This window comes from Hymenobacter sp. HD11105, assembly GCF_054051685.1.
In genome coordinates this window covers 1,067,212-1,093,195 of record NZ_JBSWBR010000002.1, presented here as the reverse complement: position 1 = coordinate 1,093,195, position 25,984 = coordinate 1,067,212, and the positions used below count along the sequence as shown (strand labels likewise).

Annotated in this window: 20 protein-coding genes, 1 tRNA gene and 1 pseudogene; 12 read left to right on the top strand and 10 right to left on the bottom strand. The window is 50.8% G+C overall.

Annotation, left to right across the window (positions count from 1 at the left end):
- Window positions 1-958: 958 nt before the first annotated feature.
- The 8 genes from ACW9KT_RS10760 to ACW9KT_RS10725 all read right to left on the bottom strand — a co-directional run bounded on the left by ACW9KT_RS10760 (window position 959) and on the right by ACW9KT_RS10725 (window position 9,726).
- Entirely contained in the window at window positions 959-1,921 is a 963-nt protein-coding gene (locus tag ACW9KT_RS10760; protein ID WP_457080169.1) for a pectinesterase family protein, read from the bottom strand.
- 342 nt (window positions 1,922-2,263) lie between these two features.
- Window positions 2,264-4,432, bottom strand: a complete 2,169-nt coding sequence (locus ACW9KT_RS10755; protein WP_457080167.1) for an ATP-binding protein — start codon at window positions 4,430-4,432, stop codon at window positions 2,264-2,266.
- Between the two features lie 266 nt (window positions 4,433-4,698).
- On the bottom strand, window positions 4,699-5,487 hold the full coding sequence (locus tag ACW9KT_RS10750; protein WP_457080166.1) for an SDR family oxidoreductase: 789 nt from the start codon (window positions 5,485-5,487) through the stop codon (window positions 4,699-4,701).
- Between the two features lie 9 nt (window positions 5,488-5,496).
- Window positions 5,497-6,327, bottom strand: coding sequence for an amidohydrolase family protein (locus ACW9KT_RS10745; protein ID WP_457080164.1), 831 nt, complete (start codon window positions 6,325-6,327; stop codon window positions 5,497-5,499).
- Window positions 6,314-7,171 (bottom strand): fumarylacetoacetate hydrolase family protein, encoded by an 858-nt coding sequence (locus tag ACW9KT_RS10740; protein WP_457080162.1) that lies wholly within the window; start codon window positions 7,169-7,171, stop codon window positions 6,314-6,316. Before ACW9KT_RS10740 ends, ACW9KT_RS10745 begins: the two co-directional genes overlap by 14 nt.
- Window positions 7,172-7,205: 34 nt before the next feature.
- Window positions 7,206-7,970, bottom strand: a complete 765-nt coding sequence (locus ACW9KT_RS10735) for an SDR family NAD(P)-dependent oxidoreductase (protein ID WP_457080160.1) — start codon at window positions 7,968-7,970, stop codon at window positions 7,206-7,208.
- 3 nt (window positions 7,971-7,973) lie between these two features.
- On the bottom strand, window positions 7,974-9,227 hold the full coding sequence (gene fucP, locus ACW9KT_RS10730) for an L-fucose:H+ symporter permease (RefSeq protein ID WP_457080158.1): 1,254 nt from the start codon (window positions 9,225-9,227) through the stop codon (window positions 7,974-7,976).
- Between the two features lie 425 nt (window positions 9,228-9,652).
- A tRNA-Met gene (locus ACW9KT_RS10725) sits at window positions 9,653-9,726 on the bottom strand.
- Between the two features lie 137 nt (window positions 9,727-9,863).
- Here ACW9KT_RS10725 and ACW9KT_RS10720 point away from each other — a divergent pair.
- The 8 genes from ACW9KT_RS10720 to bshB1 all read left to right on the top strand — a co-directional run bounded on the left by ACW9KT_RS10720 (window position 9,864) and on the right by bshB1 (window position 18,972).
- Complete coding sequence (locus ACW9KT_RS10720; protein ID WP_457080156.1) at window positions 9,864-10,277, top strand: START-like domain-containing protein; 414 nt, start codon at window positions 9,864-9,866, stop codon at window positions 10,275-10,277.
- Between the two features lie 116 nt (window positions 10,278-10,393).
- Window positions 10,394-11,827: an LptF/LptG family permease gene (locus tag ACW9KT_RS10715; protein WP_457080154.1), complete on the top strand. Its 1,434-nt coding sequence runs from the start codon at window positions 10,394-10,396 to the stop codon at window positions 11,825-11,827.
- Between the two features lie 201 nt (window positions 11,828-12,028).
- Window positions 12,029-12,304: a 30S ribosomal protein S15 gene (gene rpsO, locus ACW9KT_RS10710; protein ID WP_457080152.1), complete on the top strand. Its 276-nt coding sequence runs from the start codon at window positions 12,029-12,031 to the stop codon at window positions 12,302-12,304.
- Between the two features lie 197 nt (window positions 12,305-12,501).
- Window positions 12,502-14,667, top strand: a complete 2,166-nt coding sequence (gene pnp, locus ACW9KT_RS10705) for a polyribonucleotide nucleotidyltransferase (protein WP_457080150.1) — start codon at window positions 12,502-12,504, stop codon at window positions 14,665-14,667.
- 109 nt (window positions 14,668-14,776) lie between these two features.
- The gene (locus tag ACW9KT_RS10700) at window positions 14,777-15,640 is read left to right on the top strand and encodes a sigma-70 family RNA polymerase sigma factor (RefSeq protein WP_084447456.1); all 864 of its coding nucleotides are present in this window, start codon (window positions 14,777-14,779) and stop codon (window positions 15,638-15,640) included.
- Between the two features lie 193 nt (window positions 15,641-15,833).
- The gene (gene trxB, locus ACW9KT_RS10695) at window positions 15,834-16,781 is read left to right on the top strand and encodes a thioredoxin-disulfide reductase (protein WP_457080148.1); all 948 of its coding nucleotides are present in this window, start codon (window positions 15,834-15,836) and stop codon (window positions 16,779-16,781) included.
- A gap of 237 nt (window positions 16,782-17,018) precedes the next feature.
- Window positions 17,019-18,134 (top strand): peptidoglycan DD-metalloendopeptidase family protein, encoded by a 1,116-nt coding sequence (locus ACW9KT_RS10690; protein ID WP_457080146.1) that lies wholly within the window; start codon window positions 17,019-17,021, stop codon window positions 18,132-18,134.
- Between the two features lie 118 nt (window positions 18,135-18,252).
- Entirely contained in the window at window positions 18,253-18,972 is a 720-nt protein-coding gene (bshB1, locus tag ACW9KT_RS10685; protein ID WP_457080144.1) for a bacillithiol biosynthesis deacetylase BshB1, read from the top strand.
- 94 nt (window positions 18,973-19,066) lie between these two features.
- Here the strand turns inward: bshB1 and accC are convergent, their stop codons facing one another.
- Complete coding sequence (gene accC, locus ACW9KT_RS10680) at window positions 19,067-20,578, bottom strand: acetyl-CoA carboxylase biotin carboxylase subunit (RefSeq protein WP_457080142.1); 1,512 nt, start codon at window positions 20,576-20,578, stop codon at window positions 19,067-19,069.
- 299 nt (window positions 20,579-20,877) lie between these two features.
- On the opposite strand from accC, the gene ACW9KT_RS10675 reads away from it, so the two are divergent.
- Both ACW9KT_RS10675 and ACW9KT_RS10670 read left to right on the top strand, forming a co-directional pair.
- Window positions 20,878-22,122: an aminotransferase class I/II-fold pyridoxal phosphate-dependent enzyme gene (locus ACW9KT_RS10675; protein WP_457080140.1), complete on the top strand. Its 1,245-nt coding sequence runs from the start codon at window positions 20,878-20,880 to the stop codon at window positions 22,120-22,122.
- Window positions 22,123-22,370: 248 nt separating this feature from the next.
- Window positions 22,371-22,544, top strand: a pseudogene (locus tag ACW9KT_RS10670) (histone H1); the annotation flags it as partial.
- Between the two features lie 167 nt (window positions 22,545-22,711).
- Here the strand turns inward: ACW9KT_RS10670 and tyrS are convergent.
- Complete coding sequence (gene tyrS, locus ACW9KT_RS10665) at window positions 22,712-24,025, bottom strand: tyrosine--tRNA ligase (RefSeq protein ID WP_457080138.1); 1,314 nt, start codon at window positions 24,023-24,025, stop codon at window positions 22,712-22,714.
- Window positions 24,026-24,129: 104 nt separating this feature from the next.
- On the opposite strand from tyrS, the gene holA reads away from it, so the two are divergent.
- Both holA and ACW9KT_RS10655 read left to right on the top strand, forming a co-directional pair.
- Window positions 24,130-25,182, top strand: coding sequence for a DNA polymerase III subunit delta (gene holA / locus ACW9KT_RS10660; protein ID WP_457080137.1), 1,053 nt, complete (start codon window positions 24,130-24,132; stop codon window positions 25,180-25,182).
- Window positions 25,183-25,328: 146 nt separating this feature from the next.
- Window positions 25,329-25,745 (top strand): response regulator, encoded by a 417-nt coding sequence (locus tag ACW9KT_RS10655; protein WP_457080135.1) that lies wholly within the window; start codon window positions 25,329-25,331, stop codon window positions 25,743-25,745.
- Window positions 25,746-25,984: the final 239 nt, after the last annotated feature.

The following is a 25,984-nucleotide window of genomic DNA, read 5'->3' as shown; positions in this document are numbered from 1 at the left end:
TGATCCAATTCTTAATAAGCAAATGCTTATAACGCAGGCTGCCGATCGTAATCTCTTACTCTTGGCAACCTTACCAATTTTGTCTTTTCCAAACATTCAAAGAACGTGCGTCAGCTCCTGTTGAGCTAACCTAGTGGCTACTACCGCAGCCTTATTCTTAATACAAATCAGAGCGTCATTTCGTTCGGGGTTGCAAAGGTAAAAGAAGATTTTTTCTTTGCAAGTAAAAGTAGAAAAAATTTTGCTTTTACTTTCCTCTCTTAGTCTTTCGCGCCTCCTATTGAAGCGGGCTGCAAAGATACAAACGGAAAAAACCTTTTGTCAAGCTCTGCACTGAATTTATTTTCTGATATCTGTAAGCCTTCTTTGTTGAAGCTTTATAGATACTAGCCCCTCTTAACTTTCTTGCACTATTCTAAGTTCCAAGCCTAATTCTTATGTCAAGAAAATCTTGGTAACAGTAATAGCGCTGCCTCATCTAATATGCTCCTTCTGAGCAGAAAGTGTTGCTGATTGTTATTGGGGGTGCAAAGGTAGAGAATCATTCTGTCAATGCAATAACAAGTCTAAACATTTTCTGTGTTTCTGTGGCGTACTGTAGTTGATGCTGGGGTCTAACAGGATGAGATGTTAATAGGTTTCCATTGAGCAAGATAATTTCTGGTCTGAATTAATATCTGTTATAAGGCTACGTGTTGAACTCATTTAGACGGTGTTCATCATATAAAGACTGACATAATACATTTAGTAAACGTGTCTAAGCACTGCCGCTAGAAGATCTAGCTCAGCTTTAAGTAATCTATCTACACCTAGTAGTTATAAGTACAGTAGTTCGAACCAAGATGTGACTTGTGAATGAGGGTGTTAAAGTTTGCCCCCATGGTTATGTAATGGGGTTGCTATAGTGATTGCCATTCATACTTAAAGGTAAATAGAGTTCAATGATGAATGAGCACATTTACTTTTGGGGCGGTAGCCAAGGCATTGATCCAGAGAAAATTTGTGCAAGAGTATAGGTTTTAATTTCTTTCGCCCGGAGTTGCCGTGCCCAAGGCACTCGTGCGGTAGGAGCGGCACCCTGACCTATCGACTTGTATTCTGCATAAAAGGCTGTCTTTTCATTATCAGGGTTGCGCCAGTTGTCCCAACCGGCTGGAGTAATGTGGGCACCCATATCCGTATAGAGAAAAACGACCCGGGAATGAGGGCGCCATGGGCGCCCTAAATACACCTTTGTAGCCTCTGAAGCAGCTGTAAGACGGCAGTTCAGAAATACAAAGCCGTAGCGCTGACGTGGCGTAGTGGAAGCAGCTGTAATGTAAGAGTCGCGTTTGCTGTAAATTGTGCACCGATCAAATACGGCTGTACTTGCGCCAAAGATGAAGTCAGTAGTACCCTCTATATAGCAATCTTGGTAATACTGACGGCTATTTTCGATAGCTAGAAACAGTGTGTCTTGATTACCGAGCATACGACAGTTGCGAAATATGGCTCGGTCGCCTTCTACATGGAGAGCAACTGCTTGCCCAACTGGCCCAGCGGAGTTCTCAAAAGTGATATTCTCAGCCGTGAAATCATTTCCTTGAATACGGACCGTGTGGGATGAATAGGTAGTATGCCCAGCTGAGTCGCCAGAATAATCACCATTAGTAATAACTACTCCGTCGCGGCTTTCACCCAAAAGCGTGATGTTGGTCTTCTGGGATGGTACGATCAGCTTTTCGCGGTAAATGCCGTTTTTGATAAAAATGGTAGCGGGTACCTGCATAAAATCGCGCACGGCCATTACCGCTTCTTGAATGGTGCGATAATCACCAGTACCGTCGGGTGCCACGATTAAGCGAATGGACTGCGAGAAGGAAGGTGGAGCCACTTTCAGTGGGGAGGTTGTCGCGGCATCCTGAGCATACGAGCAGGGCATAGTCAGCAACAAAGCTACTGCTGGAAGAAAGGTTCTAAACAATATCATTAGTGCTGCAATATGGTTTCATGCAATAGACCTTAATAATAGGTATGCTCTGAGTTCTCTTTACCATGTGAACGAGCATACTATTATCATCAATAGAAATGATCTTCCTCAGTCACTGTCTCTCCAGGCAGTTATTACTGTTAGAAGTTATTCTAAAATTGACTCAAACTGTGGATTGAGGAGCAGAGACGTATAAGCACCTCAGAGTGGAAAAGAGTTTGGGTGTAGCAGCTAGATGCTCAAATAAAGCATTCAAACAGTGAGAGCATAGTATATAATAGGAGTGCGAGCTGATTAAATGGGCAGCGTGATGATAAATAAGCTGCCTTTTCCTTCACTACTTTCCACGCTGAGCGTGCCGCTGTGGCCCTTGGTGATGATATCGTAGCTCAAGGATAAGCCTAGGCCCGTGCCTTCGCCAGCAGGTTTGGTAGTAAAAAACGGCTGAAATACCTTGGCCTTGATCTGAGCAGGTATGCCGAAACCATTGTCTTGTACCTGAATTTCTATACGTTGATCTATTTGCCGGGTACAGATGCGCACTGTGGGAACATAGCAAGCTTCTCCCTTTTGCTGCCGCTGATGTACTGCGAAAAATGCGTTGGTTAGCAGGTTTAGCAACACTCGTCCTAAGTCTGCACTAGCGACGGTTACTAAGGGTAACTGGGGGGCAAAATCTGTGACTAAGGTGGTATTAAACGTTTTGTCCTTGGCCCGCAGGCCTTGGTAAGCCAAGCGTAGGTATTCCTCGCAGAGCGCATTGAGGTTGGTGGGCTGGCGCTCACCGCTGCTGGCGCGAGCGTGCTCGAGCATACTTCTTACAATGCTAGCAGCTCGCCGTCCATGCTGGGTGATTTTCGCTTGATTTTCACCTAGGTCGCGCAGTAGATTCGTTAGTTCTTCTTTGCGAGATAATGGAAGAGCCTCATCAGCCATTACATCTTGAGCTTCCTGACACAACTCGGTGCTCACGTCGGCGAAGTTGTTGACGAAGTTGAGCGGATTCTGAATCTCGTGTGCTATGCCAGCTGTCAACTCACCCAGGCTAGCCATCTTCTCGCGCTGAATTAGCTGAGCCTGAGTCGTGCGGAGTTCAGTGAGAGAGCGTTGCAGGGCGGCCGTACGCTGCTGCACTTGTTGCTCCAGCGTCTCGTTCTGTTGGGCTAATAGCGCTTGCTTGTCCTGCTCTTGGGCTAAAGTTTTAGCCGAAAGCTTCTCTACCTCATCCAACTTGAGTTGCAGTAGCTGACTGTCCAGAGCAAACTCTCGAGCTAGAAATAAAGAGATACCCAAGGCCGGCGGTAAATAGATTAAGGGGAAAAAGAGGTTCTCCATCAATGTAGAGAACTCCATTTTCGCAATAATCATGGTTACAAAAACCAAGGCAAAGAACAGGCCCACAGCAAAGCCAGTGGCGATAATCCAGGCGCCACGCTGCCGTTGACGCAACGCCAGCACCGTAAGGCGCAATTGCTCGGCTGTAGCCAGCACTACAAAGGCCAAATAGGTAAGAAAGCTGATGGAGCTAAATAGATAGAATAAATGAAGCAGCAACAAGACAAGCAGGCATACCCACAAACCGCGATAAATCAAGCCCAAGCGAAAGTTGAACAGAGCATACAGCGCCCGCACCGTCCAGACACTACCCAGAAAGAATAGCGCAAAAACGATGAAGTTCAGAATGAGAGATGAGATCAGCGGCAAACTCAGTTTACTGCCATAATAAACCCCCAAAGAACCCAAGGTCAGAGCCAATGCATAGCGCGCGAAGTAGTGATTAGCTAGCTGTGCAGGATTATAGTAGTAGAAGGAGAAGTGTAGAAGCATTAGTAAGCCAAAAATGCCCCCCACAACATAAAATATGGTTCGGTTGGCTTCTGATACCTCTGCCCAGGCCAATACCTGTGGTACGCTCCGTAGGCGTAGACGCAGTATGGGAGCTTCCTGAATCCCGAGTGACAGGGGAGGAGACCACGGAGCCAACCGAACAGCCACGACCTGTTCCGCTGATTCGGTTGCCACTGGAACTTCTACTGGGCTCGGGTTAGTAAGCCCGGGTCGGGATTGTCTGGGATTGAAGTGCAACTTACCATTGCGCTGCACAAGTCTGCCATTGACATATATTTCAATGGCCCCCATCTGCCCAGCTTGTAGCATTAATGCATGCTGGCGCAAACTGTCGCTTAGGCGCAAGCGCAAGCGCAACCAGCTGATGCCTGTTTGCAGACGCGGAGGCAAATCGCGCCTCGACCTTGTAGGGTCAAGAGTAGCCCAGCGGCTGTCATCAAAATGGGGTTGGGCCCATGCAGGGTCATCTCCGGTGTGGTAACGCCAACCTTCTGTTAATAATAAACCATCATTCGGCAGACGGCTTACTACAATAGGAGTATCGGCAGGCCGGGATGCGGCCCATACAGTGGGAGTGAGCAACCATAAAACTGTGAGCAACCAAAAGCAGCGCATAGAAACGATTGTCACCATCGCACGAAGAGCTACCTCTCGTGAGTGGGATTAATCTTCGTTGAAATATTGACCTATGCTGGCAATCTACTAATAAATACGGCTCTTACTATGGGAATTAATGTGCCTCTTAATAGTCATTTAGCGAACCTCTTCCGTGGCCAGCTATTGAAATAAATTTGCCCCCTAGATTGCTACACAGGTCTTAAAATGTTCTTATAAGATGGAGAGGGCGCTGAGCAAACTAAAGCGTTCAACAGAAATCGGAATCAGGCATTAGCCAAAGCGCGGTCGAGGTGCACATAGCCACCATCGACGTGCAAAATCTGACCGGTGGTGTGGCTGCTGCGGCGGGAAAGCAGAAAAGCAGTGGTGTTAGCAATTTCCTCAGCAGTGGTCATACGGTTTTCCAACGGAATCTTGCTCGTGATTTCGCGCAGCTTTTCCTCAGGGTTAGCAAGCGTTTGTAGCCAGGTTTCGTACTGTGGCGTCCAGCATTCAGCCACCACCACGGCATTGACGCGAATACCATATTTGAGCAATTCCACAGCCCATTCACGGGTCAGGGCATTACGGCCCCCGTTGGCCGCAGCATAGGCCGACGTATTTCCCTGCCCGGTTTCGGCCGTTTTAGAAGTAATGTTGACAATGGCGCCTTTTGTCTTTTTCAACTCAGGTAAAGCGTGGTGAGCCATCAGATAATAATGCACCACGTTGCGGTGGAGGCTGAGCATAAAGCGCTGATAGTCGCCGCTTTCCAGACTTACGCCATCGTTTACGCCTGCATTATTAACAAGGGCATCTATCCGGCCGAAGTGCGCTACCACGACCTCCACCGCTTTTTCGCATTCCGTTGGGTCGGTCAATTCGGCTGTCACTTGCCATGCTTTGCCCCCTGTTGCCTCAATATCCGCTACCGTTTGGCGGTTATCCTCTTCGTTACGCCCTACTATGACGGGAATAGCACCTTCGTCTGCCAGCACTTGAGCGATGCCCGCGCCAATACCTTTGGCGCCGCCCGTAACAAGGATAATATTATCAGCTAAAAACAAGTCCATTTGCTAGCGTTAGAGAGCGTAAAAAGAAACGGCATTATCGCCCCAAAACTGAGCCTGCTCTGTAGCTGAAAACGCGGCTAAGTAGTCTTCCAGCAGCCCAACAGTCCGAGCGTAACCACCGGCTAATTCGCAGACCGGCCAGTCGGAGCCGAAGAGTACCCGTTTGGGACCAAATGCGTCAAAGACTACATCGAGGTAAGGTCGAAAATCCGCCGGCTGCCACCGCTGCCAGTCAGCCTCAGTAAGCAGGCCGGAAACCTTGCACCAGACATTGTCACGCGCAGCCAAGGCTCTGATGTCGCGCTCCCAACCTGTAAGTTGCTGTTCGCGAATTTGTGGCTTGGCTAAATGATCAAGCACAAAAGCTTGGTTGGGGAAAGCGCCAGTAAGGTCGGTTGCGTAGGGCAGCTGATCTGAGAGTATAAGCAGGTCGTATGTGTAACCGTATTGGCTTAGGGCGCCAATGCCGCGTTGGAACTCCGGCCCCAGCATCAGGGCCCGGTCGGCCTCCCCTTGTAGCACGTGCCGAAAGCCCTTGAGTTTGGCAAACTGCTGGTAGTGCGCTAAGCGCTCCGCCACGTTTTCAGTCCGCAAATCCACCCAGCCGATAACGCCTTGGATAAAAGCATACTCCTCGGGTAAACGCAGTAGAAAATCCGTCTCGGCCTCCGACTGCGTGGCCTGTACGGCCACGCAGCCAGCAAAGCCGTGCTGGGCCAGGATGGGGGCCAAATCCGGGGGCAAAAAGTCGCGCTGAATAACGCCCATTTCGTCCGTAATCCAGGCGTCACGCACGGGGTCGAAGTGCCAGAAATGTTGGTGGGCGTCAATTCTGGCCATACGCTCTCAGCACTTGGCGCGAAGTGCCCAACCCGTCGATGCCCAGCTCCACCACATCCCCAGGCTGTAAGTACACGGGCGGAGTAAAACCTAAGCCCACACCGGCTGGGGTGCCCGTGGAGATGATATCCCCGGGCAGCAGGGTCATAAACTGACTGACGTAGCTGATCAGAAAAGGTATGTTGAAGATGAGGTTGGCAGTAGTTCCGTCCTGCATTATTTCTCCATTCACCGACAGCCACAGCCGCAGGTTATTTATATCTCCGATTTCATCTGGGGTAGCCAAAAAAGGGCCCACGGGGGCGAAGGTGTCGCATCCTTTGCCTTTGTCCCAGGTGCCGCTGCGCTCCAGCTGAAACTCCCGCTCCGACACGTCATTATGCAAGGCATACCCGGCGATGTAGTCAGCGGCGTCGGCCTCTTCCACGTAGGAGGCGCGCTTGCCAATCACTACCGCCAGTTCTACTTCCCAATCGGTTTTCGTGGAGTTCTTGGGAATGATAATATCGTCATTGGGGCCGCCATAGGAGGTAGTGGCTTTCATAAACAGCACGGGCTCGGGCGGGGGCGTGGCGCCGGTTTCGCGCGCATGGTCGAGATAATTCAACCCGATACACAGCAGCTTGGAGGGGCGGGCCACGGGAGGCCCGAGCCGCTCGGAATCCCCAATTGGTTGCAGCTGGGCTTCATTGGTTCGCACGAACTCAGCTAAGCGCCGGAGACCATCGGTGGCAAAAAAAGCTTCGTTGTAATCTTCTCCGAAGGACGAGACATCAACCTTCTGGTCGTGGAGAATGACGCCGGGTTTTTCTTGGCCGGGGGGACCGTAGCGGATGAGTTTCATAAGCAGCGCTGGGGGGCTTTTTACTGGTTGTTGGTTAGCTGTTTAACTTAATAAATCCGCCATCGATGGGGTAGTCACACCCGGTGATAAAGCCGGCTTCGTCTGAGCAGAGATATAGGGCGAGGGTAGCAACTTCGGCGGGCTGGCCCATGCGACCAATAGGCTGACTTTGGGAGAGTTTGGTAAATATCTCATCTTCCTGACCGGCGTAGTTTTGCTTGATAAACCCATCGACAAAGGGCGTATGCACCCGGGCCGGCGAGATACTATTGCAGCGAATATCGCTGGTAAGGTAATCGCGAGCTACGGAAAGCGTCATAGCAAAAATGGCCCCCTTGCTCATAGAATAAGCGAAACGGTCGGTGAGGCCTACGTGGGCGGCAATGGATGCCATGTTCACGATAGCGCCACCATTTTGCGCTTTCATCAGTGGCACCGCTGCGTACAGACAGTTATAGGCGCCTTTCACATTCACTTGATAAACCCGGTCAAAATCAGTTTCGGATGTGTTTTCCACGTTACCCACGTGCGCAATACCGGCGTTATTAACTAGAATATCGACGCGGCCGATGCGCTGAAAAAGACTAACTACCTGAGCTTGTTGACTTACATCGGCACCGTACGAGTGGGCAAGCCCGCCGTCGGCCTGTATTTGCTGGGCAGTTTGCTGACCGGCCTCCCCATCTCGGTCGAGAATATGTACTTCGGCACCCTGCCGGGCAAACCGCAGCGCAATAGCTTGACCAATACCGCTACCCCCTCCCGTAATTATAGCTTGTTTTCCCGTTAAATCGAACATAGGTTAGTGAACTGTAACTAGGCGTACATGCTTGATACGAGCATTTTTGAGAGCAAAGAAGAAGACAACTAGGAAGCACAATGCGGGGACTAAATAAGCTGTCTGTATTGTGCTCATATCTGATACTCGACCCATAAGCACGGGGAATACTGCACCTCCAACAATGGCCATGATGACCAAGGAGGAGCCTTCTTTAGTTTTGCCCCCCAGACCCCGAATGCTCAGTGAGAAAATAGTGGGAAACATAATCGACATAAAAAATTCGACCCCCATGAGTGCGTATACCGAAAGCATACCTGGTAAGATTACGGCCAGCAATACCAGTAAGAAGTTGAGCAAACTGTACAACGCCAGTAGACGCGGGGCCGGGATATAGCGCATCAAAAAGGTGCCGATAAAGCGCCCAATCATAAAGCTCAGCAATGCAGCCGACAGATAACGGGCCGCCGATTTCTCACCAATTTCTGCGGCCTGCTGCGCAAACCGAATAAAGAAGCTACTCACGCAAACTTGCGCCCCCACATAAAAGAACTGCGCTAACACGCCAAATAGCAGGTTTTTCTCGCGCAGCAAGGGCCGCTCGGCTTCGGTTCCGCGGTCTTCGTCCACAATGTCGGGCAGGCGGGTGAAGTAAAGCAGCAAGGCCACCAGCAGCACCACGCCGCCGATGAGCAGATAAGGCACCTGTACGGAGGCTGCCTCGGCGCTTAAATAACTATCGAGTTGCTCGCGCGGCATACTGGCTTCGTCCTGCGTCGAAAGGGTGTTACCAGATAAGATAAATATGCCGCCTAAAAAGGGGGCTAGCGTTGCGGCCAGGCCGTTAAACGACTGGGCAAAATTAAGACGCTGAGTTGCGCTTTCTGGGTCGCCGAGAACGGTGATATAAGGATTAGCCGCCGTCTCTAAAAATGTCAGACCGCAGGCAATGATGAAAAGCGCTGCCAGAAAAAAGGGATAGGAGCGGGCTGAGGCAGCCGGATAAAACAAAAATGCCCCCCCAGCGAATAGCAGCAACCCCAACAGGATACCGCCCTTATAGCCGAACCGCTTCATAAATTGCCCTGCAGGAATCGCCAGCAGGAAGTAAGCAATGTAGGAAGCCGAATCAATTAGGGCTGATTGAGCATCAGTTAGCTGGCACGCCTTCTTCAAATGTGGAATTAAGATTGGATTCAAATGAAGAGCAAAGCCCCACAGAAAAAATAGCGACGTGATTAAGCTGACAGCGAAGATATTTTTCCTGGTAGTGGTCATCGAGCGAGGTAAAACGGGAGTTCAAAACAGAGCCTACCTATGCCACTAACGGGCTCATAGCTAGTTGACACAGCGCTTGCCAAACGTGAATTTATCTCTTGTACAGGGAGATAATAGGAAGCTTTGAGGAGCTAATGTTCAAAGGAAAATTGAACTGCACAATCGATTGACTGTAAATACTTATTAGATATAGCTTGGTCGATAGTAAAGTCGCTTAGTCGAGCTAGTCAGTTAACCTTGTGGTAGGTTACTGATATTTTACTGAAGAAAACTTAATGGATTGTTCAGCTAATAGCCTCTATTTTGCACACGCTTCAAAATCGACTTTGATTTTATACGTGCTGTTTACAACTGGAAGCTGTCAACGCTAACAAATGTGTTGCAAAACGAAAAAGGCCTTCCTGAGGTAGGAAGGCCTTTTCTTGTAGCGGGGACGAGAGTTGAACTCGTGACCTCAGGGTTATGAATCCTGTGCTCTAACCAACTGAGCTACCCCGCCGGGTTTTTGGTGCCGCAAAGGTAGGCACAAGATTTGACCCGATGCAATCCTTACAGAAAAAAAACCCGTGTATATTGCCTTCGACCTATCATCTTTCGGAATAGGTTTGATTCCGGTCTCTTTTACTTATCTGCCTTATGCCGCTTTCTGCAACTCGCTCGAAACACCGTTTTACGGTAGAATATCCTATCAATGCTTCACCAAAAATCTTGTATCCGTACTTGGCCTCAGCATCGGGACTAACCCAATGGTTTTGTCAGGATGTAAGAATCGATGAGGACCACCGCTATAATTTTATCTGGGATAACCAGCCGCATTATGCTGAAATGAGTTCGCATCGTACTAACCGATCGGTGCGCTACGTTTTTCTGGATCAGAACAAGCGCCTGACCCCGGACGCAAATTATCTCGATTTCACCCTTGAAGAATCGCAGCTTACTCAGGAAGTATATTTGCGGGTGCTCGACTACTCAGAGGAGACGGACGAGGAAGAATTGCAGGAAATGTGGGATAGCCTGATCATAAAGCTACGGGAACAAGTCGGGGGATAGGACGGGTTATTCTTAAAAAATACAAAGGAGCGGAAGCTAAACGGGCGGTTGCTACGTTTACTTACTGCTCCTTTTTTAGTGGAAAAGCCCCCCAGCGGTGCTTCTCCAATCAAACGATGAAGAAACTCGATAAGCTAATTCTCAAGGCTTTTGCTGGCCCTTTCTTGCTCACCTTCGCCGTAGTTGAGTTTATTCTGCTCACGCAGTATATGCTCAAGTACATGGACGATATCATCGGCAAAGACCTGGGCTTCGCTGTTATAGGACAATTGCTGTTCTTCTTTAGTGTGCTGATGGTGCCTATTGCATTGCCTTTGGCTGTGCTGCTGTCTTCACTAATGACGTATGGCACTCTAGGTGAGCATCAGGAACTGACTGCCATTAAAACGTCTGGCATTTCGCTCACGCGGATTTTGATGCCCGTGATGTTGGTAAGTGCATTCCTAGCCGTGGGCGCTTTCTGGTTTAACAATACGATTGTACCCAAAGCCAATTTGAACGCTTATAGCTTGCTATGGGACGTGCGCCAGCAAAAACTATCGCTCGATATTAGGGAGGGCATTTTTTACAATGGCATTCCCGGCTACACAATCAAGGTAAACGAGAAGGCTGGTGAGAATGGCGACCTGCTGAAGGGAGTGATGATTTATGACCACACGGGCACCCAAGGCAACTCGACGGTTATTCTGGCCGACTCAGGGCGCATGTTTATGCGGTTTGGAGGTCAATATTTGGGACTTGAGCTATTCAATGGAGTAACCTATGTGGAGCAGCCTGATGCCCGCGACCGGGCCGGGGCCAGCTTCGTACGCCAAGCATTTTCGCGCAACCTGATTACCTTCTCCCTGGCATCATTCGACCTGAATCGGACCCAGCAGGAACTGTTCACGGAGAATAAGATGATGATGAACCTGCCCCGCTTGCATCAGTACACCGACTCACTTCACCGGCGGCTGGGTACTGAGCGTCAGCAGCAGGTACGCATGCTAAATCCTTACTATGTGCATATGCGCCTCGACACCACCGGGCGAGCCGCTAACATGAAAGTGGCCAGCTGGCAGGTGCCGCCAACAAAATTGCCCCCCCTTACCTTGGGCCAGGTGCAGCAGGCCACCAATCGGGCCCGTAACCTGCGCGGCTACTTAAGCAGCTCGGTGGAACGGCTATCTACCCTGGCACGTGAGACGGGCAACTACCGCATTGAAATCTACCGCAAATACACCCAGTCAGCCGCCGTACTGATCATGTTTTTGATAGGAGCACCACTTGGAGCTATTATTAAGAAAGGCGGCTTGGGAGTGCCTGTCCTCATTTCAATCCTGTTCTTTATAATCTACTATGTAGCCTCCATAATGGGGGAGAAGTATGGCCGCGAGGGTGTGCTACCGGTAGGGCTTGGTATGTGGATTGCCGATGCTTTGCTACTCCCCGTTGGGCTTTTCTTTTTATATCAGGCCCGCCGCGACTCGGGTGTCCTGGAGGTTGACTTCTGGCGCCGCCTGCCCGCTAAGATTCGCTGGCCGTTTCGCGGATATCGGCGGGCAGCCTAAGCTTTTATTTATGCGTTTTGGTTTTTTTAGAGTGTATAAGCAGGTTGCGCAAAAAGGCTGTCATAGGCTAACTACGACGAAAACAAACCGCTAAAAACGAACAACGAGCAATAAAAACCCTTACCTTTGCGGCCACCTCGAAATGCGGGGTGGCCTTTTTTTCTCATATTTTAATTCCAGACGGGTAATTCCTATCTGCCGATGAAACTCACTACCGAAGCAAAACAAGCTATTTTCGCTGAAAATAGCCTCTCTAAGTCCGCCACCGATACCGGTTCGGCCGAATCTCAAATCGCGCTGTTCACGCACCGCATCACGCACCTGACAGAGCACTTGAAGGTGAACAAGAAGGATTTCTCTACCCGTTTGGGCCTGCTCAAACTTGTAGGTAAGCGTCGTCGTCTGCTCGATTATCTGCAGCACCGCGAGATAAATCGCTACCGCGCAATCATTAAGGAGCTGGGTATCCGCAAGTAACCCCGCCCGCAGGAGCAGGGAGCCCTCTGAAGAGGGTTCCCTGCTCTTTTTTTGGCCTGTTTGGTCACTTTTTAGTTGGGATTGGCTGTTTAGCTTACAAATTGCCTCCCAGACGATTTTAGAGTAAAATAGTGCCGACTGCCGGCATTGTTTTTTTGGCTGCTCGCCCGCTGTCGCTTTTCCAAGCAATCTTTCTGATGCCTAATTACCACGCTATTACCAAAAGTATTACGCTGCCCGACGGTCGGCAGATAACCCTAGAAACTGGCAAGCTGGCCAAATTCGCCGATGGGGCGGTAGTGGTACGCCTCGGCGACGCTATGCTGCTGGCTACAGTAGTATCGCAGCCAAGCCAGCGCGAAGGCGTTGACTTCCTGCCGTTGTCTGTTGATTATCAGGAGAAATTTGGCTCGGCCGGTAAGATTCCCGGTTCGTTCCAACGCCGTGAAGGTCGCCTGTCGGATTACGAGATCCTCGTAAGCCGTCTTGTTGACCGCATCCTGCGTCCCATGTTCCCCAAGGATTATCACTACGAAGTACAAGTGATGATTTCGCTGATCTCGGCCGACAAAGATGTACAACCCGATGCGCTGGCCGCTTTGGCTGCCTCAGCTGCCTTGTCCGTTTCGGACATTCCGTTTGCTGGTCCTATCTCGGAGGTTCGGGTAGCGCGCATTGATGGCAAGCTGCAAATCAACCCTAAAACCGCTGACATTGCCCGCGCCGACATCGACCTTATCGTTGGTGCCACTGCAGATTCAGTGGCTATGGTGGAAGGTGAGATGAATGAAGTAAGCGAAGAAGAAATGGTGCAAGCCATTGCCTACGCTCACGAAGCCATTAAAGAGCAAGTGCGCGTGCAAATGGAGCTTGGCGCCGTGGTTGAAAAAGCCGCTGTTAAGCGCGATTATCCAAAGTACGAGGAAGATGCCGAACTGAAGCAACGCATTACGGATGCTGTGTATCAGAAAGCTTATACTATCGCTTATTCGGGCAATACCAGCAAGCAAGGCCGCAAGGAAGGCTTTGGTGCCATTAAAAAGGAATTGCTAGAAACACTGTTGCTCGAGCAGCCCGAGTTGAACATGAAAATGTTCGGCCGCTACCATGCCTCAGCTGAGAAGAAAGCTATCCGCGACATGATGATCAAAGAGCGCACGCGCTTGGATGGTCGTAAGCTCACGGAAATTCGCCCCATCTGGAGCGAAATTAATTACCTGCCCGGTGCTCATGGTTCGGCTCTGTTCACGCGCGGCGAAACGCAGTCATTGACTACGGTAACCCTAGGTACCAAGCTTGATGAGCAGATCATTGACTCGGCTATGCTTTCGGGCTACAGCAAGTTCATGCTACACTACAACTTCCCAGCTTTTTCAACTGGTGAAGTAAAGCCTAACCGCGGCCCTGGTCGTCGCGAAATCGGTCACGGTAACTTGGCTATGCGTTCTTTAAAGCGTGTATTGCCAGGTGAAGATGAGAATCCCTACACTATCCGTATCGTGTCGGATATCCTGGAGTCGAATGGCTCTTCATCAATGGCTACGGTGTGTGCTGGTTCACTAGCATTGATGGACGCGGGTGTTAAAGTTCGCGCCGCTGTATCGGGCATTGCTATGGGCCTTGTTCAAGACAAGGAAACCGGCGAATATGCTGTATTGTCCGATATTCTCGGTGACGAGGACCACTTGGGTGATATGGACTTCAAGGTGACCGGCACGGAGAAGGGTATTGTGGCTTGCCAGATGGATATCAAAATCCAAGGGTTGAGCAGCGAAATCCTAACTGCTGCTTTGCACCAGGCTCGCGAAGGTCGTCTGCACATTCTGGCCGAAATGGCGAAGACCATCAGCCAACCAGCGTCCGACATGAAGCCGCACACGCCCCGCTCGCACAAAATGCTGATCGAGAAAGAATTCATTGGTGCTATTATCGGACCTGGCGGCAAAGTCATTCAGCAGATCCAGAAAGACACCAACGCTACGGTAATTATCGAAGAGAAAGACGAGAAAGGTCACGTAAGCATCTATGCTTCCAACCAAGAGGACATGGAAGCTGCTATCAGCCGCATCCGCGCTATTGCAGCTCAGCCAGAGGTAGGCGAAACCTATAAAGGCAAAGTTCGCAGTATCCAACCTTACGGTGCTTTCGTAGAGATTATGCCTGGCAAAGATGGCCTACTCCACATTTCGGAAGTAGGGCATGAGCGCCTGAATAGTTTGGAAGGTGTACTAGAAGTTGGTCAAGAAATTGACGTAAAGCTGCTCGATATCGATAAGAAAACCGGTAAGTATCGTCTCTCCCGCAAAGTTTTATTGCCCCGCCCCGAACGTACGGCGGCCGACAACGGTGAAGCTCAAGCTTAATCCGTCGAACTTTCGCGGCTACCGTCATGTTGCCCTAAACTGACCGGTAGCCGTAAAAGGTATCAGTAATGTTCAAAAATTATTATAATACAACTCTTTCGCGCCCGCAATGAGACAGCTTAAAATCAGCAAGCAAATCACCAACCGCGAAAGCCAGTCGCTGGATAAATACCTCCAGGAGATTGGCAAAGTGGATTTGCTCACCCCCGACGAGGAGGTAACGCTGGCGCAGCGGATTAGGGAAGGCGACCAACAGGCACTGGAAAAGCTTACCAAAGCTAACCTGCGCTTCGTGGTATCAGTAGCCAAGCAGTACCAGAACCAAGGTTTGTCGCTCGGCGACTTGATCAACGAGGGTAACCTTGGTTTGATCAAGGCAGCTAAGCGTTTTGATGAAACCCGCGGCTTTAAGTTTATTTCTTATGCCGTTTGGTGGATTCGTCAGTCCATTCTACAAGCCTTGGCTGAGCAGTCGCGCATTGTGCGTCTGCCGCTGAACCGGGTTGGTTCCCTAAACAAGATTTCGAAATCCTTCTCTGAACTAGAGCAAAAATTTGAGCGCGAGCCTTCGCCCGAAGAAATTGCCGAAGTATTGGAACTGACTACCTCTGAGGTAGTTGATACGCTCAAGATTTCGGGCCGCCACGTGTCCGTTGATGCGCCGTTTGTGCAAGGTGAAGAAAACCGCCTGCTCGACGTGCTCGAAAACGAGGACGAGGAATCGCCTGATACGGGCCTTATGAACGACTCGCTGCGCAAGGAAGTGCAGCGCGCCCTCTCCACGCTAACCAAGCGTGAGGCGGACGTAATCACCCTTTATTTTGGCTTGAACGGAGAGCACTCCCTCACGCTTGAAGAAATAGGAGAAAAGTTCAGCCTTACTCGGGAGCGGGTCCGCCAGATCAAGGAGAAAGCAATTCGCCGCTTGCGTCATACTTCGCGCTCTAAAGCGTTGAAGCCTTACTTGGGATAAAATTTGCCCCCCAGATTCAAAAACCCCAGCCTATTCGTTGGGGTTTTTTGTTACACACAGCTTAAGATTTAAGTCTCCTAACCGGTAAAATGGACCTGGGGGGCATTTTATTCTGTTGTTACTTTGCCATGAGGACGCAAAGCTAAAGTCAGCGCCTCATCTACTTTACTTGCTTTTCTGCTTTTAACCAGCAATGGAAAATACCAACTCGGAACACATAAAGTGTTTGATTATTGGCTCGGGGCCAGCCGGCTATACAGCAGCTATTTATGCTGCCCGCGCAAACATGCAACCCGTAATGTATCAGGGTCTACAGCCCGGTGGTCAGCTCACCATTACGAATGATGTCGAGAACTTCCCTGGCTACCCTGATGGGGTAATGGGACCGGCCATGATGGAAGATTTGAAGAATCAAGCCGAGCGGTTTGGGACGGATATTCGGTATGGCCTGGCTACAGCAGTCGACTTTTCGGGACATCCACATCAAGTAACCATCGACGAGCACAAAACCATCACTGCGGATACTGTAATCATTGCCACCGGGGCTTCGGCTAAGTGGCTAGGGTTGGAGTCGGAGGCCCGGTTGAATGGTTCAGGTGTATCGGCTTGTGCTGTTTGTGACGGGTTCTTTTATCGCGGTAAAGAAGTAGCCATCGTAGGAGCAGGCGACACAGCGGCTGAGGAAGCTACTTACTTGGCTAATCTGTGCTCGAAAGTGTACATGATTGTGCGAAAAGGAGAGATGCGCGCTTCAAAAATCATGCAGAAGCGAGTAATTGATAACCCTAAGATAGAAGTGCTCTGGAACACCGTAACGGACGAGATCTTAGGCGAGCACGCTGTGGAAGCCGTACGTGTAAAAAACACCCTAACACTCGAAACCCGCGAAATTCCGGTAGATGGCTTTTTCGTGGCAATTGGACATGAGCCCAACTCCAAGATTTTCCAGCCTTATCTGCACCACGACGAGCAAGGCTATCTGAAAACTATCCCTGGCTCTTCCAAAACCAATGTTGACGGCGTTTTCGCCTGCGGCGACGTGCAGGACTATACGTACCGTCAGGCTGTAACAGCCGCTGGTACTGGCTGCATGGCTGCCCTAGATGCTGAACGGTATTTGGCTGCTTTAGGAGAGCACTAGAAGTTTAATCAAACAAGCAGACGCCCTCTGATAGTAAGCTCAACTAGCTAGCTTTAGCTAGTTGAGCTTATTTTTGTCGTAGCGTTAGCCCGTGCACAAACAATATCACTTTCTGTTTGGAGCATTAGTCTTGCCATTAACTGCACACTAGCAACTCGACCTTTCACGTTTGGTTGCTTACCTTGCCGTCTTAAAATTGCCCCCCAGGGGCAAAGAACGTCTCAACGTCTCTAGCTTTTGTTGAATTTTTTGAAATACGGGCTGCTGTCTCTGTTAATGATTGGGTTGCTATTAGTGTGGCCCAACTCTGCTCAGGCTCAGCGTCGAAAGGCCCCTGAGCCGAAGGCCAAAGCGGGCGCTGCGGGCCAACGGAAAGATTTCTTCCGCGCTAAGTCGCCCACAATCCGCTACGTGCGGCCTGACACCACCATCTTAATTAAAACCGAAGATCTGCCCGACGACAATTCGGAAGCGGCAAAATCTATCTTTTTCAATCCGGCCCGCAAGCTGTCCATTGTAAGCGAGGATACCAGCTCCCTTAATCAAGGCGAGCAGCACATCGTGGAGATGTCGGAGGAAGTACGCATTGATAGTTCCTGGGTGAAAGTAGCCGGCTACTATGCTATCTGGGATACGCGCAACATTAATCCCTACCGGGTAGATGGCCGCCGGATCAGAGACACGTTGACACTCAAACTGGTAGATCCACCCCGGAAGCGTTATGGTAAAATGCCTCTAGAGACGACTCCTACCACTTCCGATTTCGGTTTCAGGGGTAGTCGTTGGCACTATGGCGTTGACTTGGACCTAGAAACCGGCGACACAGTACGTGCTGCGTTTGATGGGGTAATTCGTATCTCTAAGTGGGATGGCAGCGGCTATGGCAACTACCTGCTTGTACGCCATTATAATGGCGTAGAGACCCTGTATGGTCACTTAAGCAAAGCTTTGGTAACGACTGGCACGTTTGTGAAAGCTGGAGAAGTGATTGGTTTAGGCGGAAGCACGGGGCGCAGTACAGGCTCACACCTACACTTTGAAGTACGCTACGAGGGTAACCCCATTGATCCTGATCGGATGTATGACTTCCCCGATTATAAGCTCCGGCAGGACAACTTTCAGATCACCTCGGCGCTGTTTAACTACTACAGCCGGGCGTTGCAGAGCCGTTCGTCTTCTAGTAGTAATAGCAGCAAACCTACGGCGGCCCGGCGCATCGTGAATCACAAAATTCGAAGTGGGGATACCCTGTCTGAAATCGCACAAAAATATGGGGTGTCCGTAAGTCAGATTAAACGGCTCAACGGTGGCACTGCTACGCTACGAATTGGCCGGACACTTCGTATAAAGTAAAGCGCTTCTTACTAATGCTTCAAATGGCTTACTCGGTACCTGCTTTGTTGTTCTGATAATTCAGCAGACAACAAAGCAGGTACCGAGTAAGCCATTTACGTTTCAACCACCCAACTGAATGAAATTAGATATACTAGCCATTGCCGCCCACCCCGACGATGCCGAAATGTCCTGCGCTGGCACGCTGCTAGCGGCGGTGGCAGCGGGCAAAAAAGTTGGCATCGTTGACCTGACGCGCGGAGAACTGGGCACGCGCGGCACACCCGAAATACGAGCGGCAGAAGCGGAAGCGGCCTCCAAAGTGCTGGGCCTGCACGTCCGCGAAAACCTGGGCTTAGCTGATGGCTTCTTCCAAAATGACCGCGAGCACCAGCTGCCTATCATTGCCGCCGTGCGCCGCTACCAGCCGGATATTGTGCTGCTCAATGCCATCCACGACCGCCACCCCGACCACGGTCGGGGCTCGCAGCTCGGTTCCGAATCTTGCTTTCTTTCGGGGCTGAAGATGATTGAAACACTAGACGAGCATGGCCAGCCTCAAGCTGCCTGGCGCCCTCGCCTAGTGTATCACTTCATCCAAGATCGGCAAATTGCCCCCGATTTTGTAGTTGACATCTCTGAGTTTTGGGAAAAGAAATGGGAAGCTATTCGGGCCTTCAAAAGCCAGTTTTTTGATGAAGCCAGCACCGAACCAGTTACTTATTTATCTACCCTCGCTTTCTCTAAGTTTATGGAGGCCCGCGCCCGGGAGTTCGGGCATTTGATAGGAGTCGAGTTTGGCGAAGGCTTTACCCGTGAGCGGACGCTGGGCGTGCAGCAGTTAACGGATTTGATTTAGTCAAACGACTTTCAGCTACTGATTCATCCTGTATTTAAAACAAAAAGCCTGACCAAGTTGGCCAGGCTTTTTGCGTATATGAAGGCATCATATTCTATCGAGTGCCCAACCGGTTACGCTTCCACGCTGAGCCAGTAGCTGATGCGGTTTCAGTGACAGTGGCCACTTTTGGTTTTTTCTCCGTGAGGAGTTTGGCTGCGAGCACGGCCGCTAGCTTATTGATTTCTGCTTCGTCGTCGGTGCTGGGGGCCAAATCAGCGGGCGTGAAATGGTCGCGGATGAAGTTTGTGTCAAAATTGCCCCCCACGAAAGCCGGGTGCTGAAGCACGTAGCGACCGAAGGGCAAGGTGGTCTGGATGCCGGTAATCTGATACTCGTCGATGGCACGCAACATGCGGGCAATGGCTTCAGCGCGGTCTTTACCAAAGGTGACGAGCTTGGCAATCATTGGGTCGTAATAAATCGGGATGTCCATACCTTGTTCGAAGCCATCATCAACGCGGACACCTGGACCTTGGGGGCGCACGTAGGTGGTGAGCGTACCGATATCGGGTAGGAAGTTATTAGCGGGGTCTTCGGCGTAAACGCGCAACTCCAGAGCGTGGCCGGTGATAGTAAGATCAGATTGCTGGAAGGGCAGGGGCTCACCCTGAGCCACCCGAATCTGTTCTTTTACAAGATCTAGTCCCGTGATTTGTTCTGTTACGGGGTGTTCTACCTGAAGGCGCGTATTCATCTCCAGAAAGTAGAAGTTGTAATTTTCATCGAGCAAAAACTCGACTGTACCAGCCCCCGTGTAGTCGCAGGCGCGCGCCACATCAACGGCGGCGCGGCCCATACGGTCGCGTAGCTCGGGTGTGAGTACGGATGATGGTGCTTCCTCAATTACCTTCTGATGGCGGCGCTGAATGCTGCATTCACGCTCAAACAGATGCACAATGTTGCCGTGCTCATCGCCCAGCACCTGAATCTCAATGTGGCGAGGCGAGCCGATATACTTCTCAATAAAGACAGCCCCGTCGCCGAAGGCGCTGGTAGCTTCCGACACAGCCAACTGCATTTGCTCCTCAAACTCTCCTTCGGCATTCACGATGCGCATGCCTTTGCCACCGCCACCTGCCGAGGCCTTAATCAGAATGGGGAAGCCAACTTGGCGGGCCACTGCTTTGGCCGCTTCCACGTCAGTAATGGCCTCCTCGGTGCCGGGCACCATCGGGATATTGAAGTTAGCCACGGCAGCTTTAGCGGCTAGCTTAGATCCCATGAGCTCCATAGCCTCGGGCGAGGGACCAACGAAAATGAGTCCAGCGTCTTTCACCATCCTGGCGAAGGTGGCATTCTCGCTCAAAAACCCGTAGCCGGGGTGAATAGCATCGACACCTAGCTGGCGGCACACCTCCAGAATCTTGTCGCCGCGCAGGTAGCTCTCGCTGGATTGAGGGCCGCCTAGGCATACCGCCTCATCGGCGTAGCGCACGTGCAGGGCATGGCGGTCAGCCTCGCTGTAGACTGCTACAGTTTGAAGGCCCATTTCGCGGGCTGAACGTAAAACGCGTAGGGCGATTTCGCCCCGATTGGCGACAAGCAATTTTTTTATTTGCTTCATGGAGGTGGGTTGGGAAATTTAGGCTGCGGTTAGGGCGTTGTAGGGCAGCTGAAGCCTATAAAGTCAATTTTTTGTGCTATACTGGTTACAAACAACGCGCGTCACTTAACTAACTTAGCCCAAAGAAACACCATTCTGCCTGCCCGAAGAAGCGCTGGGGGGCATTTTTAGCGCTTCTCAGCCAAGTAGAAAGCCAGACACAAGGCGGTTCCCTAGGTGATTTGCCATAACTTTGCACATGCACGGCGGTTGTGCCTAGCGTACCCACCGTTTTCATTTCACATTTAATTTATTCCTCCGTGGATCTTTTCGAGAAGATTGCTTCCAACCGCGGCCCATTGGGCAGCCACTCGCATTACGCGCATGGCTACTTCACTTTTCCCAAGCTAGAGGGCGAAATTAAGCCCCGCATGATTTTCCGCGGCAAGGAAGTGCTCACCTGGAGCCTCAATAATTACCTAGGCCTGGCCAATCACCCTGAGGTGCGCCGCGCCGATGCTGAGTCGGCCGCCGAGTGGGGCATGGGCACGCCCATGGGAGCTCGTATTATGAGTGGCAACACCAATCTGCACGAGCAGTTGGAAGCTGAATTGGCTGACTTCGTATCGAAGCCCGACGCACTACTGCTCAATTTTGGCTACCAGGGCATCGTATCTATTATTGATGCACTCGTAAATCGCCACGATGTGATTGTGTACGATGCTGAGTCGCATGCCTGCATCATCGATGGCGTACGCCTGCACCAGGGTAAGCGCTTTGTGTATCCGCACAACGATATGGAAAGCTTGGATAAGCAACTGCAACGCGCGACCCGAATGACTGCCGAAACCGGCGGCGGTATCCTAGTAATCACGGAGGGAGTTTTCGGGATGTCGGGCAATATGGGCAAGCTGCGTGAGGTGGTTGCTTTGAAGGAAAAATATCAGTTCCGACTGCTTGTTGATGACGCGCATGGCTTCGGCACAATGGGCGCTACAGGAGCTGGAGCAGGCGAAGAACAGGGTGCTCAGGACGGCATCGATCTTTATTTTTCAACGTTTGCGAAGAGCATGGCAAGCATCGGAGCCTTCGTAGCGGGCCCTGAGAGCGTAATTGAATATTTGCGATACAATATGCGTAGCCAAATATTCGCCAAATCGCTCCCTATGCCCCTTGTAGTAGGTGCACTGAAGCGTTTGGAGCTCCTCCGCACGCAACCAGAACTAAAAGACAACCTGTGGACCGTAGTACGGGCACTACAGAGCGGATTGCGCGATAAGGGTTTCAATATCGGTACTACAGAGTCGCCAGTAACGCCGGTTTTCCTGAGCGGTGAAATACCCGACGCAACTCAAATAACCTTCGATTTACGCGAGAATCACGGTATTTTCTGCTCAATAGTGGTTTATCCAGTGGTGCCTAAGGGGGTTATTATGCTTCGCCTTATCCCCACGGCAGTGCATACCCTCGAGGATGTCCGTTTGACCATTACGGCCTTCGAAGCAGTAGCTGCAAAGCTGGATAAAGGACTTTATTCAAAAAATACAGTATCGGTGCAAGCCTAGTAAGTTTAGCAATGCGCTGAATGAGAAACGCCGACAGCCTAATGGGCTGTCGGCGTTATTTTTTGTACTATTTCTTTGTTGATGGCTTGTTGTATGAAGCTGTAATGTGGTAAGTTAAGGGTAAAAATAGGCCTAGTGGGCGCTGGGGGGCGTTTTAGAAAAAAAATAGAAATATTGCTTGTATTTGAAATCCCTGTATATTAGAGCCAGTCAACACAATTCTTTCTTCCCCCATAAACCCTTTCCCAATGAACAATTTTAGCAAGCTCAAGGACCTAGTGATGTCGCTGGAAGGTGACTTCGATAAGTTTTACGACAAGCAAAACTCGGCCGCCGGTACTCGCGTGCGCAAGGGAATGCAAGAGTTGAAAAACATGGCCCAAGAGATCCGCACCGAAGTGCAGAACATGAAGAATAGCAGCGGCGAAGCCCCTGCTGCTCCAGCTGCTAAGAAGGCTGCTGCTCCAGCTGCTAAGAAGGCTGCACCTGCCAAGAAGAAGTAAGTTTCATTTGCCCCCTTAAAGGGCAAGAAACAAAAAAGGGACCTCACTACGGTGGAGTCCCTTTTTTATTGGGGTAGGTTTCGTGTCTACACTAAAGAAATTAAGAAGTAGTTCTTCTTGCCTTTCTGAGCTACTAGATACTTATCCTGAAGCAAAGGCAATTCTGCTACTGCCTGATCGGCAGCGGCTACCTTCTGCCGGTTGAGGCTCACGCCGCCACCCTGAATCATTTTCTTAACCTCACTCTTGGAGGGGAAAATCTGGTATTGGGTGGCTTCGCTAAGCAAATCAGCTACCAGCAGGCTGCTGGCTTCCGTGCGCGGCACCTCAATACGCGGGACGCCTGCAAATACGTCGAGCAGAGTAGCCTCGTCGAGGCGCTGCAAATCCTCCAGGTCGCCTTTGCCGAAAAGGATTTCGGAGGCGGCTACGGCGGCTTCGTAGGCCTCGGCGGAGTGGACGCGGGTGGTGACGTCTTTGGCCAAAGCTTTCTGTAGAATGCGCTGGTGGGGGGCGGGGGCGTGTTGGGCTTCTAAGTCCAGAATTTCGGCCTCGCTGAGTAAGGTGAACACACGAATTAAGCGGCTGGCGTCGGCATCGGCGGCATTGAGCCAGAACTGATAGAATTGGTAGGGCGAGGTCATCTCGGGCGAAAGCCACACATTGCCGCTTTCCGACTTACCGAACTTGGTGCCGTCGGCCTTCGTGACCAGCGGGCAGGTGAGGGCAAAGGCCTTACCGCCATCCAGGCGTCGGACAAGCTCGGTGCCAGTGGTGATGTTGCCCCACTGGTCGGAACCGCCCATTTGTAGGGTACAGTTTAGGGTTTGGAACAGGTGACGGAAGTCGTAACCCTGAAGAAGTTGGTAGGTGAACTCAGTGTAGGAGAGGCCATCGGCGCGTTGCTCGCCTTCGGCCTCCGGGGTGCCCAAGCGCCGCTTTACCGAGTCTTTAGCCATCATATAGTTCACTGTGATGTGCTTGCCTACATCGCGAAGGAACTGTAGGAAGCCAATCTCCTTAAACCAGTCGTAGTTATTGACCAACACAGCTCCGGTGGGGCTGTCGTTAAACTCCAGAAACTTCTCTAGCTGAGCCCGAATTCCGGCTTGATTAACGCGCAGGGTGTCCTCATCTAGGAGGTTGCGCTCCGATGATTTCATAGAAGGGTCGCCAATCATGCCAGTAGCTCCGCCCACAAGGGCTACGGGCCGGTGGCCAGCCCGCTGCAAGTGCACAAGCAACATAATAGTGGCCAGGTTGCCAATATGCAGGGAAGCCGCTGTCGGGTCGAAGCCAATATAGCCGCTGATGGGTTTGTGTTCGGCTAGGTGCTCCGCCGTACCGGGCATGGTATCGTGGAGCATTCCGCGCCAGCGGAGTTCGTCGAGAAGGTTCAAACGTGAAGTGATGAAAGGTGAAGTGCTGAAGTCGGGAAGACAAAGGTAGGAAGTGTGCCTTACCTTTGCTTTCACAAATCCACCTTTCACTACTTCACCTTTCCGTGCCCAACTTCAGCCCCGACGAGATTCTGAAGCAGTTCCAGCAGCGACAGTTTGCGCCCGTGTATTTCCTGCAAGGGGAGGAGCCGTATTATATAGATCTGATTGCTGACCTGATTGAGAAAAACGTGATGCCCGAGCATGAGCGCGGCTTCAATCAGGTAGTGCTGTACGGCAAGGATGTAGACGTGGCAACAATACTGGGGCAAGCGCGGCGGTTTCCGATGATGGCTGAGCGTTCGGTTGTTATCGTAAAGGAAGCGCAGGCTGTGGCCGATCTAGAGCGGGATAGTAGCTATCCATTCTTTGAAGCCTACTTGAAAAACCCGCTGGCTAGTACAGTGCTCGTATTCTGTTACAAGCACAAAACCCTAGATGGCCGTAAGGCCCTGGCCAAAGCCATGACCAAGCACGCGGCCATGCTCACCAGCAAAAAGCTCTACGACAACCAAGTGGCGCCGTGGTTAACAGGCTACGTGCGCAGCAAGCAGCAGCAAATTGCCCCCCAGGCCGTGGCTATGCTCAGCGAATATATCGGGCCCGACCTAGGACGGCTGACGAATGAGATAGATAAACTCTTGCTAAACGTCAAGCCCGGCCAGGCTATCGATGAGGACTTGGTGCAGCGCCTAGTAGGTATTAGTAAAGACTACAACATCTTTGAATTGCAGCGGGCCCTAGTGCAACGCGATGTGCTGAAGGCTAATCGCATTCTGCATTACTTCGAGGCGAATCCAAAAGCCAATCCTATTATTCCAAACCTTACGCTGCTGTTCGGATTTTTTACCAAGCTGCTCGTGCTGCATCAGATCGGTAACCCCTCCGACGCCGATTTTAAAAAGCTGGGAATGGTGAACAGCTTTCAGCAAAAGGATGCGCAATTGGCCATGCGCAACTACAGCTTTCAGCGGACCCGCGACATAATTCACTTGCTGCGCCGCGCCGATGCCCAAAGCAAAGGCATTGAGTCAGGCTCCGTGACAGAAGGAGAAATTCTGCGCGAACTGATTTTCCTTATTCTGCATCCTGTGCCACTAAGCGCAGTAGTTGGTTAGCGGAACCGCTTGCTAATCCTATAAAATCAATTGTGCGCTGATGCGTGTATACTATCCGGTTTCAGTTTAAGTCTTAGCTTTGCCCCCCAGATTTATATTTTTAAGGAAAAGCGTATTTTTTCCGAAACCCACAAGTTGAGAATTCCGTGGACAAACTGCCGTGCATCCTCTTAGTGGACGACGACCCCGTAAACAACTTTCTTAATCAGAGACTACTGGAGAATCTTGCTGTTGCGGATCAACTGCTGGTAGCGCTGAATGGGCAGGAGGCTTTTGCCCTTTTGGAAGAACATTGCCCAGATGCAGCCTGTCCTGCCCTGATTTTGCTGGATGTAAATATGCCGGTGATGAATGGGTTTGAATTCTTGCACGCTTATCAGCAACTGCCATTAGAACAGAAGGAAGCTATAGTTATTATCATGCTCACTACCTCCCTGCATCCGCAGGACGTGGAGCGGGGGCAGCAACTAAACGTAGCCGGATTTCTGAGCAAACCCTTAACGGTAGATAAGGTCAACGGACTACTAAGGCAGCATTTTGGGCGGCAACTGGCTGCGACCTAAATGTAGTTTGCGCTGGTAAGAGCGGTTTTATGTCAGCCTTCCCTGCTAGGCTTTTTTAATTATAAAAGAAAGAGTATAAGGGGGCTTTCTTTACTAGGCGCAGCAATGAAAGTGGACATTAGCAAATGAATAGCACCCTAAATGCCCTAGGGTTTAGAAAGGTGCGCTCGCTAGCTGTTGAGACCAATACCAGCATTTTGTGATATAAAATGCCCTCCAGCGAGCTAAAAGTGCCTTTT